We start from the raw sequence: 12,298 nt of genomic DNA, 5'->3' as shown, positions 1-12,298 counted from the left end.
GGGGGCATGCCGGCGAAATTACCGGCAGTGAGCGAGGTCGATACGGATCGTCACACCCGCGGTGCCCGGCGCGGCCGCCGGGTACGTACCGCCGCACGCACGTAGGCTGTCTCCCATGAGTGAGTTCGACGGCCTCCCAGTGCTCCGTTCTCCCGTGGCCATCGCCGCCTTCGAGGGGTGGAACGATGCCGCGGACGCCTCGACCGCGGCCGTGGAACACCTCGAGCAGGTGTGGGAGGCCCGCGAGGTCACCAGCATCGACCCCGAGGACTTCTACGACTTCCAGGTGAGCCGCCCGACGATCACGATGGCCGAGGGCGAGACCCGGAAGATCGAGTGGCCGACCACCCGGTTCGCGGTGGCCAGCCCGCCCGGCGCCGACCGCGACGTGGTGCTGATCCGGGGCATCGAGCCGAGCATGCGCTGGCGCACGTTCTGCGAGTCGGTCCTGGAGATCTGCCACAGCCTGGAGGTGAACCGGATCGTCCTGCTCGGAGCGCTGCTGGCCGACGTGCCGTACACCCGGCCCCTGCCGATCAGCGGCACCGCCAGCGACCGGGAGACCGCCGAGAAGTACAAGGTCGTCCCGACCCGTTACGACGGCCCGACCGGCATCGTCGGCGTGCTCCAGGAGGCGGCCACCCGCGCCGAGCTGGACGCCCTGTCGTTCTGGGTGCACGTGCCGCACTACGCGAACAATCCGCCCTGCCCCAAGGCCACGCTGTCGCTGCTCAGCCGGATCGAGGACGTCCTCGATCTGCCGGTGCCGATGGCCGACCTGGCCGAGCAGGCCGACGACTGGGAGAAGAAGGTCCGCGCCGCCGCCGAGCAGGATTCCGAGCTCGGTGAGTACGTGCGGGAGCTGGAGGAACGGGTCGGCGACGCCGGGATCCAGCCACTCACCGGCGACGAGATCGCCAGCGAGTTCGAGAAGTACCTGCGCCGCCGCGGCGGCTCGGCCGGCCCGACGGCGGGCTCCTGGTGAGACCCTGACGGCGGGCGTCCCGGTAGGTCCGCCCGCCGTCAGGTGAAGAACTCAGGACCGCTTTCCGATGGCCAGAACGCTGTCCTGGAACCGGTTCCACTCGGCGGGGCTGAAGACCACCGCCGGCAGATGAGGATTCTTGCTGTCACGCAGTTGCACGGTGTCGTCGATTCGTGCGACCTCGATGCATCCGGCCGTCGCACAGTAGGTGCTCCGCTGCCACGCCATTGTGGTGTCTTTCATGTCGAACCTTTCTCACGGGATCGGTCAGGACGGCATGTCCTGATCTTGGCCGGACGCCCGTGCGATCCGTGCGCGAATGTCGTAGAGACGCGCCAAGATCAGCGCCCGGCTCGCCTGCACATCGAGCGCCTGCCGCCAGAACCGCTCGAAGACGTTGCGGTGGTGCAGCACCGCGGCCTGGTCCTCGATCAACTCGTCGCGATCGTAGGATTCCCGGTAGAGGACGGCGTCGGCGTCGTCCGGCCCCAGTTGAATCACCGAGAAGACGCCGAACATGCCGATCAGAGCCCCGGCATCCATCGGCAGGACGCGCAGCTGAACGCTCGGCCGCAGCGCGACCTCGGCCAGGTCCTCGAACTGATCGGCCGTCGTCTCGAGATCTCCGACGGTCCGCCACAACGCGGACTCGTCGAGCAGGAGAAGGTAGTCGGGCGCGCCGTCCTCCTCGACCATCCGCCGCCGCCGGGCCAGGCGCACCTCCAGGCGCACCCGCATCTCCTCCGCGGTGAGCTCCAGGTCGTGCTGCGCGAGCGTGGCCTCCGCGAAGGCCGATGTCTGCAGGTGGCCCGGCACCAGGGTGGACTGGTACTCCCGCACGGCCGTCGCGGCCAGCTCGAACTGAAGAAGCTGCAGGAGCCCGGGCGGCAGGTTGTCGCGATGCTCGGGCCGGGTCCAGTACCGCTCGCGGCGAGCGGTACGCGCGTGCTGAACCAGCGCGGCGACCTGCTCCATGTCGGTGACCTGGTAGATGTCGAGAACGGCACGTAGGTCGGTGGGCGAGACGGTCACCTCGCCCAGCTCGATCCGCTGCAACTTGGAGAGGGACCAGCCGAGTTTCTTGGCGACTTCGCTTTGACTGAGCCCGGTACGCTCACGGGCCGCGCGCAATGCCAGGCGCACCCGCCGCCTCGAGACAGCGGGCAAGTCGTCGCGCGCAGCCGACATTCAGCCTCACCAAACGCCTAAATCGTCGCAGATCCACCTTGACTGCGACATTGCATCTACCGCTCAGCTCACGGCTCGCCGAAGGATACCGCGGCCGTACCGGGCGGTTCCGGTCAGGGCTGCTGGAACTCGAGGCAACGGACGAGGCCGCGACAGAAGCCGGTGAACTCCCGCTCGTCACGGGAGGAGAACACCTCGACCACCCGGCCGCGATAGGTGGCGCGCAGCTGCCACAGGCGGCCGGCCCGGGGCCGCAGCCAGTACAGCGCGTTGACGGCCAGGGCGACGGAGACCAGAATGGCCAGCACCACGGAGGCGGGACCGACCACCGGCACCGCGACAACCGCCGCGACCAGGGCGGACACGCCGAGAACAGAACGCCCGGCACCTTCCGTGCCGGGGTCGAAACGAACGATGTGGAGCTCCGTCATCTCGGCCACCACGAATCGCCGGTGGCTCTCCCTCGAGACCTCGACGACGTGCTCCGTGATGACGGCTCGCGGACCCTTGTAGAAGACCGGCACCTCCCACCCTCCCCTCGGGTTCTCTCCCGGAGAAGGACCCCTCCCCCGGGAGAGAAGGCCGGGGCGGCACCCAGTTGCCGCTGAGTGCCGCCCATTCCACCGACCCGTCCTTAACGTGCACTCAGTATGGGGTCTAACCGCCCGTGTTCGCCAGACTCCTGAGAGCCATATAGCTGATAGCCGAATTCACTCATGGTTTCACCCGGCGACGGCGCGTCACGCGACGACAACCCCATTCCTGGGTCATCCTAGGAACCTAGCTGGAAGGGGAGGATCATGAGCATCAATCCGGGCGCCGCCGAATTCCCGCATCGGCAGATCGCGGCCCAGCTACGGGAACGGATCCGGCGCGGAGACTGGCAACCGGGCGAGCGCCTGCCCTCCATCCCGGCCATGGCGGAGATGTTCGGCGTCGCCAAACAGACCGTGCAGCGCACCGTCGACCAGTTGCGGGTCGAGGGCATTCTGATCACCAAACCCGGCTCCGGCACGTACGTCCGGGGCACCCGCCGCCGCCTGAACCGTCTCTCCCGCGGCCGGTACGGCGCCCACCGCGGCTACCACGCCGATCTGGCCGCACGCTACCGCCAGCAGCTCACCGCCGTCGGCCGGGAGCCGGCGCCGCCCGAGGTGGCCGACGCGTTCGGGGTCCGGGACGGCACGGAGATGCTGGTCCGGCGGCACGTGGTCCGCACCGACGACGCCACCGTCGAGGTGGGTGCCTCCTGGTTCCGGGTCGTCGACGCGAGCGGCACCAGCCTGGAACGCGCGGAGGCGTTCGGCCGCCCCCTCTACCAGGAGGCCGAGGAGGTGCTGGACCGCCGGTACACGTCGGCCACCGACACGATCAGCGCCCGCCAGCCCAGCCGGGAGGAGGCCGAGATCCTCCAGATCCGGCCGGACACCCCGGTCCTGCATCTGCTTCACGTCGCCTTCGACGAGACCCGCAAGCCGATCGAGGTGGCGCAGGCGACCTGGCCGGGGCCGATGACGACGCTGACCGAGGAGTACCGGATCCCCGCCCCGGCCGCCGACCCCGGCACCGACCCGGGTCTAGCCCTGGCCTGACAGCAGGCTCGTCACGGTCTCGGCGAACCGGTCCGGCTCCTCCGACATCGGATGGTGGCCGGAGGAGCCGAAGACCACGAGCCGCTTGTCCGGCGACCGCAGGGCGGCGTGCCAGGCGGCGAACGGCACGGCCAGCGAGCGCATCTCCCGGCCACCCTGCACGAAGTAGGCGGGGATCGCCAGCTCCGGCACGTCCCGGAGCAGGTCGACGTCCTGCAGGTTCGGGTAGAGGGCGTCCCAGGCGTCCAGCATCGTGGTCATCACGTGCGCCTTCGCCAGCGGGGTGTACTCGGCCACGCCCAGGTCGAACGGCGGGCCGGCGATCGCGTACACCTCGGCGGCGTGCAGGTGGAACGGCTCGTAGTCGTAGGCGTCCCGCCACGGCGGCGGGCCCTGCCTCACCAGCCGGCCGGCCACGTCGTCACGGCCCCCCGCGCGGGCCCAGGCCAGCATGTCGTCGTACAGAATCCGGTCGCCGGCCCGCAGGTTCACGGCCTGACCGGTCCCGAGATAGGCGCTGTACCGCTCCGGATGACGGTGGGCGGCGACGACCGCCGGAATCGATCCGCCCGAGTGGCCGGCCAGCACGATCCGGTCCCGGCCGAAACGTTGCCTCAGAAGATCGGTGACGGCGAGGACGTCGGCCACCTCGCTGTCCAGGCCGCGCGGGTCACCGCCACCGCGACGGTCCAGGGTGGCCACCACGAATCGGTCCTCCAGCGCGGGCAGCCGCAGCCGCATCGTCCCCACGGCCGAGCCGCCCGGCGGGCCGGGCACGAACAGCAGCACCGGCGCCGCCGCGTCCCGGCCCCGGATCATCACCCGCAGATCCCCGGCCCGGGCCAGCTCGGCGACGCCGCCGGGGATCGCCGGAGTCCGGGCGGGCACCGCGGCCACCACGGTGACCAGCGCCAGCACGGCCGTCACCAGGCCGAGTGGGATCCGGCGCCGCACGCCGCAGCCCCACGCGGCGCCGACCGTCATCGGGAACAGCGACAGCAGGCCGTGCACGCCACGCCCGCTGATCAACATCAGAAGACCCAGCACGCTCGGGTGCGGCGCGTCCACCGAGGGGCCCGTCGCGCTCATCCGCGCCAGTTCGAGGACGACGGCGTACGCGAGAGGCGCCCCGATGATCACCCAGCGGGTGCGGGCCGCGCGCCCGGCCCCGAAACCCACCGCCACGCTGATCGCGATCGACCCGAGGGCCTGGACGGTGGTCGACGGACCGCGTGGGGTCCACAGGGCGGCGGCCGCACCCCAGACGGCGGCGACGAGAAACGCGACGGCGATCCCCTTCCGGGTCCGGGCGGAGCTGATTCGATCGGTCATGCCGCCGAGAATGCGGTCCGTCGCGGGTTCTCCACACCGGACGACGGAACCGGTCCGGGCCCTACTTTGGTAGGTGCCCGCGCGAAGGCCGTACGCCTAGGGTTGCGGTCATGCTTCTCGCCCTGCTCGTGCCGGACCCGGGCGCCCGGGGTGCGGCGGTCCGGGACCGGGTGGCCGACACCGTCGCCATCGCGTTCGCGCTGGTCTACGGCCTGGGGATGATGCTGCTCGGCGATGCCACCCGGCCGGGCGCGCCGCTGCCCTGGATCGCCGACGTGGTGGTCGGCGTGGCGTGCGCCGCCGCGCTGACCCTGCGGCGGCGCCGTCCGCTGGCCGTGACCGCGGCGCTGCTGCCGTTCGGGGCGGTGTCGGTGACGGCCACCGGCCCGATCATGGTGGCGCTGTTCACCGCGGCGATCCGGAGCCGGCCGCCGGTCCTGGCGCTGCTCGGGACGGCGAACGTGGCCACCGCCGGCGTCTATTTCACGCTGCACGGCGATCCGGCGTTCGACGTCTGGGTCGACGTGGTGGTGCGTGGCGTCGTCACCGTGGCGGCGCTCGGGTGGGGGCTGTTCGTGCAGGCGTACCGGCGTCTCACCACCTCGCTGCGCGAGCACGCCGCCCGGCTGGAAGCCGAACAGCGGCTGCGCGAGGACCGCGCCAGGCTCACCGAACGCGCCCGCATCGCCCGCGAGATGCACGACGTCCTCGCCCACCGGATGTCGCTGATCAGCCTGCACGCCGGGGCGCTCGAGGTGCGCGGCACGGTGTCGCCGGAGGAACTGACCCTCGCGGCCGGGGCGATCCGCGGGAGCGCGCACGAGGCCCTCGAGGAGTTGCGGGCCGTGGTCGGCGTGCCGAGCGGCCGCCCGGAGCCGCCGCAACCCGGGCTCGCCGGGATGGACGCGCTGGTCGACAGCGCGCGGGACGCCGGGATGGCCGTCGACTACACCAACGAGCTGCCCCCGGACGGCCCGCCGGAGGTGCTCGGCCGCACCGTCTACCGCATCGTGCAGGAGGGACTGACCAACGCCCGCAAACACGGCACCGGGCCGGCCGCCACGGTGCGCCTGGCCGGTGCCGCCGGTCACGCTCTCCGCGTCACGATCATCAACCCCATCACCGGTACGCCGTCCGCGCGCCCGCCCGGCGCCGGTCTGGGCCTGGTCGGCATCGGCGAACGGGTGGCCCTCGCCGGCGGCCGCGTCAGCCACGGCCCGGCCGGCGGGTTCTTCCACCTCGACGCCGAACTGCCGTGGCCGTCGTGACCGCCCACCCTCCCGGCGGCGTTCCCGCCGGCTGGCGCCCGGTCCCGCCATCCCGGGCTTCCCGGCATCCGGATCCGGAATCCCCGGACCCGCCGGCCCCGGATGTCCACGCGCCGGGCATCTCCGCCACGGCCGATCAGGTCCCCGGCGGCGGGCCAGCGAGCGAGCCGACAGGCGGGCCAGCGGACGGGCCAGCAAGCGAGCCGACAAGCGAGCCGACAGGCGGGCCAGCAAACGAGCCAGCGGACGGACCAGCAAACGAGCCGACAGGCGGGCCAGCGAGCGAGCCGACAGGTGGGCCAGCGAGCGAGCCGACAGGCGGGCCAGCGGGCGGGCGGCCGATCCGGGTGGCCATCGTCGACGACGACGCGCTGGTCCGGGCCGGGTTGCGGATCCTGGTCGGCGGGTCGCCGGACATCGAGGTGGTGGCGGAGGCCGGTGACGGCGCGGAGGCGGTGACCGTGTCCGAAGCGCACTGGCCCGACGTGATCCTGATGGACATCCGGATGCCGCGGGTGGACGGGCTGATCGCGACGCGCCGGATCCGCAGCCGGCCGAACGCGCCCCAGGTGATCGTGCTGACCACGTTCGACGCGGACGAGTACGTCCTGGAGGCGCTGCGTGGCGGGGCCGCCGGTTTCCTGCTGAAGGACACACCCCCGCGGGAGATCCTGGCCGCGGTGCGGTCGGTCGCGGCGGGAAGCGCGTCCCTCTCCCCCACGGTGATCCGGCGGCTGATCGACCACGTCGCCGACCCGGCGGCCGGAACCCGCCGAGCCCGGGCCCGGACCCGGCTGGCCGCTCTCACCGACCGGGAACGCGAGGTGGCGGTGCTGGTCGGCCACGGCCGCTCCAACGCTGAGATCGCCGCCAGGCTGGGCATGGGCGTGCCCACCGTGAAGGGCCATGTCTCGCGCCTGCTGAGCAAGCTGACCCTGAACAACCGGGTACAGATCGCCCTGCTGGTCCACGACGCCGAACTCCTCTGACCGGGCCGCCCACGCCGCCACCCGGCTGCCTCGGCCGAGAGGCGGCGCGTTCGCCTCTGCGGGAGATCAGCGAGAAGCGGGTCGCCGCCGGTCCGGGGTCGCGACGGGACCTGGCCGGCCGCGATGAGCATGCGGCGGCCGCCGACGGACCCGGGCCCATCCGATGAGACCGGACACGGATCACGGCTGTATGTGTTCTGGAAGCATGACACCCGCAGTGGGTGTCATCACGCCCACAGCGGGTGTCGCATTCTCAGCGCGCCTATCGCTCCGGAGAGACTGTCCAGGTATCGGCTGCGCCGCTGAGGCAGCCCTGACATAGATCGCTCGCCCTCGCCCCGCCCCGCTGCGCCGGCCAGGTGGGCGCGCACAGCGCACCGATCGTGTGCCCGGACCACCGCTGTGACACCCGTGAACGACCACGCAGAGCCTTACGTGCGCGCCGGCCGGCACCAACCGGCCGCGGGAAGGCACGGAGATCAATTGGCCATCAGCATCAGCACTCAGCAGCCGAACGGTCCCGGCCGGCCGTGGGTGCTGTCCCGAACGGTCCGCGACAACGCCCACGACCAGCCGGACAAAGAACGGCTACAGCGCATCGCCATCGGCGAACGGACAGCCGCCGAGACACGGCGCCGCACCGGCCGCCGGGCGGCCCCGGTGTGCGACGCCCTCCGAGGCGCACCGGGGCCGGGCGGGTCAGGCCGGGGTGGGCACCGCCGGGGCCGGACGGGTCAGGCCGGGGTGGGCACCGCCGGGGCCGGACGGGTCAGGCCGGGGTGGGCACCGCCGGGGCCGGGGTGGCGGCCGGTGGCCGCGCGAGGTCGCGGGCCATCAGGCCGAAACCGGCCAGCAGGAGCAGGGGCCCGGTCACGCCGATCGGGCCCAGTCCCAGGCCGAGGAAGGCGACGACGCCGGCCACCACCAGGGCGGCGGTCCACCAGCGGGTGGTTCGGCTCACCGCGGCGCCCACGGCCACGGCGATCAGGCCGAGAAGGGTGAACACCATGGAGGGGATCGCCCATCCGAAGGTGAAGGCGGCGTACCCGCCCAGGGTCTCGGCCACCCGGTCGGCGGTGGCGGTGTCGAGCACCTGCCGGGCGGCCAGGTCGGCGCTGTCGCCCAGCATCAGACCGCTGAAGTTGACCAGGGCGAGGACGGTGACACCGGCGGCCACCCGGGTGAACCGGTTCGCGCCGGTCGCCACGGTGAGCACGGCTGGCACGAAGAACACCCACGCCAGATGCAGGAACAGGGCGCTGATCTGGGTCTGCACCGGTTTGGCCACGCTGTCGGCGACCTCGCCGCTCCAGTCCGGCACCGTCGCCATTCCCAGTGCGAACAGCGCTGGGGCGGCGTACAGGGAGAAGAGGCCGAACCGGCGCCGGAAGATCCCGAAGTCGTCCGGCTCGGCGGAAGGGCCGGCAGCGGGCCGGACCAGACGCCGGGCCGCCGCGCCGTAGGCGCCGATCAGGACGATCGGACCGAGCAGGCAGAGCGGCACCGGCGAGATGGCGAACGCCAGGTAGAGGGCGGTGCCGAGCAGGGCGGCCCCGGCCGTCCACCAGTCGATGACCCGGCCGCGGGCGGCGGCGATCGGGGTGAGGATCAGCGACAGCCCCCAGCCGATCAGGCCGGGCCACTGCCAGCCGGCCACCGTGACGCTCATCGCGAGGAAACGTTCGTCGACCGCCTGGACCCGCGCGTCCGGGAGGTTCTGCTCCAGGGCGAGCAGGAAGAAGTCGTTGGCCATCAGCGCCGAGAACGTGGTCAGGCCGGCGATCACGCAGATCCAGGCGACGCGGGCGAGCACGGCGCCGCGTCGGCGGATCGGTGTGAGCAGGCCGAGCAGGCCGGGCACGAAGAGCACCCAGGCCCAGTGCAGCAGGATCGAGTGCGCCTGCACGGCGCCCGGATGCTGCCGGTAGATCCCGTAGCCCTGGTCGTCGCCGAGCGCCGGGTCCACCCCGGTCGCCACGGTCAGGGCGATCGGCGCGGCCACCAGGCACGCCGCCGCGGCTTTCCGCCACATGATCGTATTCCTCCCCCTCGTCGGTGGTACGGGACGGAACGTTATGGACGGTGGGCGCGGACGTCGCCCGTACGCGGACTGATGCGGTCTCCCCCGCCAGGGGGACGGGCGGTCCTCCCGGGGGTGGGTTCGGTGGAGCGGCGCCAGCCCGTACGTTCGACGCGTGTTGCGGGATGTGGTGCGGCGGATCCGCCGCAGCGATGTGGCGCTGGCGACCGCTTTCGTGGGGTATGCGCTGGTCGAGGAGCTGCTGATCCGGATGCCGGGCGACTGGTGGCCGGGTCTGCTGGCGTTCTACGCGGTGCTGATCCTGCTCCGCCGGCAGTTCCCGCTGACGGCGATGCTCCCGCACGGGATCATCGTGATGAACTCGTTCTACGTCGAGTTCACCTTCGACGGCGAGAAGACGGTCAACTTCCGGCTCTGGCAGGTGGTCGCGATGATCATCTGTTCGTACGCGGTGGGCCGCTGGGTGCCCCCGTTCGGCCCGGACCGGCGGCTCACCCGGCGCGGCGTGACCGGCGCGCTGCTGATCCTGTACACGGTGGCGCTCTACTACCTCAACAATCCGGGCGACCCGATGGCCGACATCTTCTTCCCGGGTACGCCGTACGTCCTGGGCGTCGTGGTGGCCGTGCAGGCGCGGAAGCTGGCCGGCGCCGCGGCGGTGCGCGCCGAGTTCCGGGAGCGGCAGGCCCGGGAGGCGATCATGGAGGAGCGGGTGCGGATCGCCCGGGAGCTGCACGACATGGTGGCGCACAGTGTCACGGTCATGGTGATCCAGGCCGGGGTGGTGCGGCGGCGGCTCGACGCCGATCTGCCGGTCGATCCACAACTGTTGCGCAGCATCGAGGAGTCGGGGCGCGACGCGGTGGTGGAGCTTCGCCGTACGCTGGGGCTGCTGCGCGGCGAGCACGGCGACGGCCCGGCTCAGGCGCCAGCCGGGCTGGACCGGCTGGACGATCTGGTCGGCCAGGTCCGGGAGGCGGGTTTGCGGGTGACCGTGCGGCGCGGCGGGACACCGGCGCCGCTGCTGCCCGCAGTGGACCTGTCGGCCTATCGCATCGTCCAGGAGGCGCTGACCAACGTGCTGAAACACGCGCACGCGAGCGCCGCCGAGCTGACCGTCGACTACCGGGCCGACGGTCTGCATCTGGGTGTGGTGAACGACGGGCCGCCGGCCGGTCGGGCGTCCGGCGGCGGGCAGGGCCTGATCGGGATGCGGGAGCGGGTGACGCTGTTCGGCGGCGATCTCACCGCCGGGCCCCGTCCCGGCGGCGGGTTCGCGGTCATGGCCCGGCTGCCGGTCGCCGCCGGGGAGGCCCGGGCGTGACGATCAGTGTGGTGATCGCCGACGACCAGCGGATGCTGCGTGCCGGGCTGCGCATGGTGATCGAGACCGAGCCGGACATGAACGTGGTCGGTGAGGCGAGCGACGGCGTGGAGGCGGTCGCGGTGGCTCGGCGGCTGCGACCGGACGTGGTGCTCATGGACATCGCCATGCCCCGTCAGGACGGTCTGTCCGCCACCCGGGCGCTGCTGGCCACGGCGAATCCGCCACGGATCATCGTGCTGACCACGTTCGACACCGACGAGAACCTGTACCGGGCGCTGCAGGCCGGGGCCAGCGGGTTTCTGCTGAAGGTGTCGTCGCCGGAGCACCTGATCACCGCGATCCGGGTGGTGGCGGGCGGGGAGGCGCTGCTCGATCCGGCGGTGACGACCCGGGTCATCTCGGCGTTCGCGGGGCGGCCGGGGCCGGAGCCGCCGGCCGAGGTGGGCGAGTTGACGCCGCGGGAGCTGGACGTGCTGCGGCTGTTGGCGCGCGGCATGTCGAACGGGGAGATCGCGGCCGCGCTGACCGTGGGCGAGGCGACGGTGAAGACGCATGTGGCGCGGGTGCTGATGAAACTCGGGCTGCGGGACCGGGTGCAGGCGGTCGTCTACGCGTACGAGTCGGGGCTGGTCCGGGCCGGCGGGGGCGCCTGAAATTATCGACGCCCGAGGCGCCGTACGGGCCTCGGGCGTTTTGAACCGTGTTGCCGGGGGTGGCCTCAGCGGAGGACGGCGCCGAGCGCGCTGTCGTCGCCGATCAGGGTGTTGTTCTGCATGTTGATGTTGATCATCCCGTACTGCTCGTTGTAGGCGAAGTTGTCAGAGTTGACCTTCGGCCCCTGCTGGTACGGAGCACTGTGGTGAATCGGGACGATCGAGTCGCAGCCGAACCCACAGGCGGGAGCAGCCTGGGCCGGGGCGGACACTGCCAGGGCGGCGCCGGTCGCGATGAGGAAGCCGCCGAGAGTCAGAGCCGTCTTACGCATGTTGTGCCTTTCAGGTGCGGTGGATCGGGCTATTTCCCGAAATCGAAGTCCGACTTCGGGCCGACGCCCGAAGCGCCATCGGCACTTCGGGCGTCAGTCGTATTAACGATTCCGCTACGCGAGCGGAAACGGCTAATTCACCAGCCGATGATGGTGCCCAGGGAGGCGCCCTCGCCGTTCACCACGTTGTTCTGGGCGGCGAAGTTGAAGCCGTCACCCTTGGCGACCTGGTAGTTGAACGCCTTGTTGTCGTTGTTGACGTGGTACAGGTCGTACGACGGGTAGGACTTGCCGCCGCAGTAGCTGCCGCAGTCCGGGGCCGCCTGGGCGGGAGCGGACACTGCCAGGGCGGCGCCGGTCGCGAGGAAGAGCCCACCCAGGTACAGAGCCGTCTTGCGCATGGTGTTTCCTTTCGGATTTGGGTTTTGGCTTGTTGTGCCAAGGGAAAGTTTGGACGGCACGACCCGCGATCGCTGGGATTTAGACCAACAACTTCTGCCATTTCACCTATTAGAGGAAACTCCCGAAAATCGGCGAGAATCTGGCTAGGGTCACGCGGGGCGACCTTCTTCCCGACACGCCTCCAGGCGC

The 12,298-nt window shown here is 71.6% G+C and carries 13 protein-coding genes; 6 read left to right on the top strand and 7 right to left on the bottom strand.

Annotated features, from left to right (window positions below):
• Window positions 1-115: 115 nt before the first annotated feature.
• Complete coding sequence (locus AB0I88_RS11765; RefSeq protein ID WP_361021488.1) at window positions 116-985, top strand: PAC2 family protein; 870 nt, start codon at window positions 116-118, stop codon at window positions 983-985.
• 51 nt (window positions 986-1,036) lie between these two features.
• Here the strand turns inward: AB0I88_RS11765 and AB0I88_RS11760 are convergent, their stop codons facing one another.
• The 3 genes from AB0I88_RS11760 to AB0I88_RS11750 form a co-directional block, all read right to left on the bottom strand.
• On the bottom strand, window positions 1,037-1,228 hold the full coding sequence (locus AB0I88_RS11760) for a DUF397 domain-containing protein (RefSeq protein WP_361021485.1): 192 nt from the start codon (window positions 1,226-1,228) through the stop codon (window positions 1,037-1,039).
• Between the two features lie 24 nt (window positions 1,229-1,252).
• Window positions 1,253-2,128: a helix-turn-helix transcriptional regulator gene (locus AB0I88_RS11755; protein ID WP_361021482.1), complete on the bottom strand. Its 876-nt coding sequence runs from the start codon at window positions 2,126-2,128 to the stop codon at window positions 1,253-1,255.
• Window positions 2,129-2,286: 158 nt separating this feature from the next.
• Entirely contained in the window at window positions 2,287-2,697 is a 411-nt protein-coding gene (locus AB0I88_RS11750) for a DUF6232 family protein (RefSeq protein ID WP_361021479.1), read from the bottom strand.
• A 276-nt stretch (window positions 2,698-2,973) separates the two neighbouring features.
• Between AB0I88_RS11750 and AB0I88_RS11745 the strand changes: the two genes are divergently transcribed.
• Window positions 2,974-3,765 (top strand): GntR family transcriptional regulator, encoded by a 792-nt coding sequence (locus AB0I88_RS11745; protein WP_361021476.1) that lies wholly within the window; start codon window positions 2,974-2,976, stop codon window positions 3,763-3,765.
• On the opposite strand, the gene AB0I88_RS11740 is transcribed toward AB0I88_RS11745, so the two are convergent.
• Window positions 3,751-5,097 (bottom strand): alpha/beta hydrolase, encoded by a 1,347-nt coding sequence (locus AB0I88_RS11740; RefSeq protein WP_361021473.1) that lies wholly within the window; start codon window positions 5,095-5,097, stop codon window positions 3,751-3,753. The genes AB0I88_RS11745 and AB0I88_RS11740 overlap by 15 nt on opposite strands.
• Before the next feature lie 110 nt (window positions 5,098-5,207).
• On the opposite strand from AB0I88_RS11740, the gene AB0I88_RS11735 reads away from it, so the two are divergent.
• Both AB0I88_RS11735 and AB0I88_RS11730 read left to right on the top strand, forming a co-directional pair.
• Entirely contained in the window at window positions 5,208-6,365 is a 1,158-nt protein-coding gene (locus AB0I88_RS11735) for a histidine kinase (RefSeq protein WP_361021470.1), read from the top strand.
• Window positions 6,366-6,706: 341 nt separating this feature from the next.
• Entirely contained in the window at window positions 6,707-7,354 is a 648-nt protein-coding gene (locus tag AB0I88_RS11730) for a response regulator transcription factor (protein ID WP_361021628.1), read from the top strand.
• Between the two features lie 769 nt (window positions 7,355-8,123).
• Here AB0I88_RS11730 and AB0I88_RS11725 read toward each other — a convergent pair.
• The gene (locus tag AB0I88_RS11725) at window positions 8,124-9,386 is read right to left on the bottom strand and encodes a hypothetical protein (protein ID WP_361021467.1); all 1,263 of its coding nucleotides are present in this window, start codon (window positions 9,384-9,386) and stop codon (window positions 8,124-8,126) included.
• 163 nt (window positions 9,387-9,549) lie between these two features.
• Here AB0I88_RS11725 and AB0I88_RS11720 point away from each other — a divergent pair, with 163 nt between their 5' ends.
• The gene (locus tag AB0I88_RS11720) at window positions 9,550-10,719 is read left to right on the top strand and encodes a sensor histidine kinase (RefSeq protein ID WP_361021464.1); all 1,170 of its coding nucleotides are present in this window, start codon (window positions 9,550-9,552) and stop codon (window positions 10,717-10,719) included.
• Window positions 10,716-11,375, top strand: coding sequence for a response regulator transcription factor (locus tag AB0I88_RS11715; protein WP_361021461.1), 660 nt, complete (start codon window positions 10,716-10,718; stop codon window positions 11,373-11,375). Before AB0I88_RS11720 ends, AB0I88_RS11715 begins: the two co-directional genes overlap by 4 nt.
• A 65-nt stretch (window positions 11,376-11,440) precedes the next feature.
• On the opposite strand, the gene AB0I88_RS11710 is transcribed toward AB0I88_RS11715, so the two are convergent.
• A complete protein-coding gene (locus AB0I88_RS11710; RefSeq protein WP_361021458.1) occupies window positions 11,441-11,707 on the bottom strand; it encodes a hypothetical protein in 267 nt (88 codons plus the stop codon).
• Between the two features lie 137 nt (window positions 11,708-11,844).
• Entirely contained in the window at window positions 11,845-12,108 is a 264-nt protein-coding gene (locus tag AB0I88_RS11705; protein ID WP_361021455.1) for a hypothetical protein, read from the bottom strand.
• Window positions 12,109-12,298: the final 190 nt, after the last annotated feature.

The organism is Actinoplanes sp. NPDC049802 (genome assembly GCF_040656595.1).
GTDB lineage: Bacteria > Actinomycetota > Actinomycetes > Mycobacteriales > Micromonosporaceae > Actinoplanes.
This window is presented reverse-complemented; position numbering and strand designations above follow the sequence as displayed.

Excerpts from the sequence above, each read along its gene's own strand:
- AB0I88_RS11710 (WP_361021458.1), bottom strand. The coding sequence starts at position 11,707 with ATGCGTAAGACGGCTCTGACTCTCGGCGGCTTCCTCATCGCGACCGGC.
- AB0I88_RS11740 (WP_361021473.1), bottom strand. The coding sequence starts at position 5,097 with ATGACCGATCGAATCAGCTCCGCCCGGACCCGGAAGGGGATCGCCGTC.
- AB0I88_RS11745 (WP_361021476.1), top strand. The coding sequence starts at position 2,974 with ATGAGCATCAATCCGGGCGCCGCCGAATTCCCGCATCGGCAGATCGCG.
- AB0I88_RS11760 (WP_361021485.1), bottom strand. The coding sequence starts at position 1,228 with ATGAAAGACACCACAATGGCGTGGCAGCGGAGCACCTACTGTGCGACG.
- AB0I88_RS11735 (WP_361021470.1), top strand. The coding sequence starts at position 5,208 with ATGCTTCTCGCCCTGCTCGTGCCGGACCCGGGCGCCCGGGGTGCGGCG.
- AB0I88_RS11705 (WP_361021455.1), bottom strand. The coding sequence starts at position 12,108 with ATGCGCAAGACGGCTCTGTACCTGGGTGGGCTCTTCCTCGCGACCGGC.
- AB0I88_RS11765 (WP_361021488.1), top strand. The coding sequence starts at position 116 with ATGAGTGAGTTCGACGGCCTCCCAGTGCTCCGTTCTCCCGTGGCCATC.
- AB0I88_RS11725 (WP_361021467.1), bottom strand. The coding sequence starts at position 9,386 with ATGTGGCGGAAAGCCGCGGCGGCGTGCCTGGTGGCCGCGCCGATCGCC.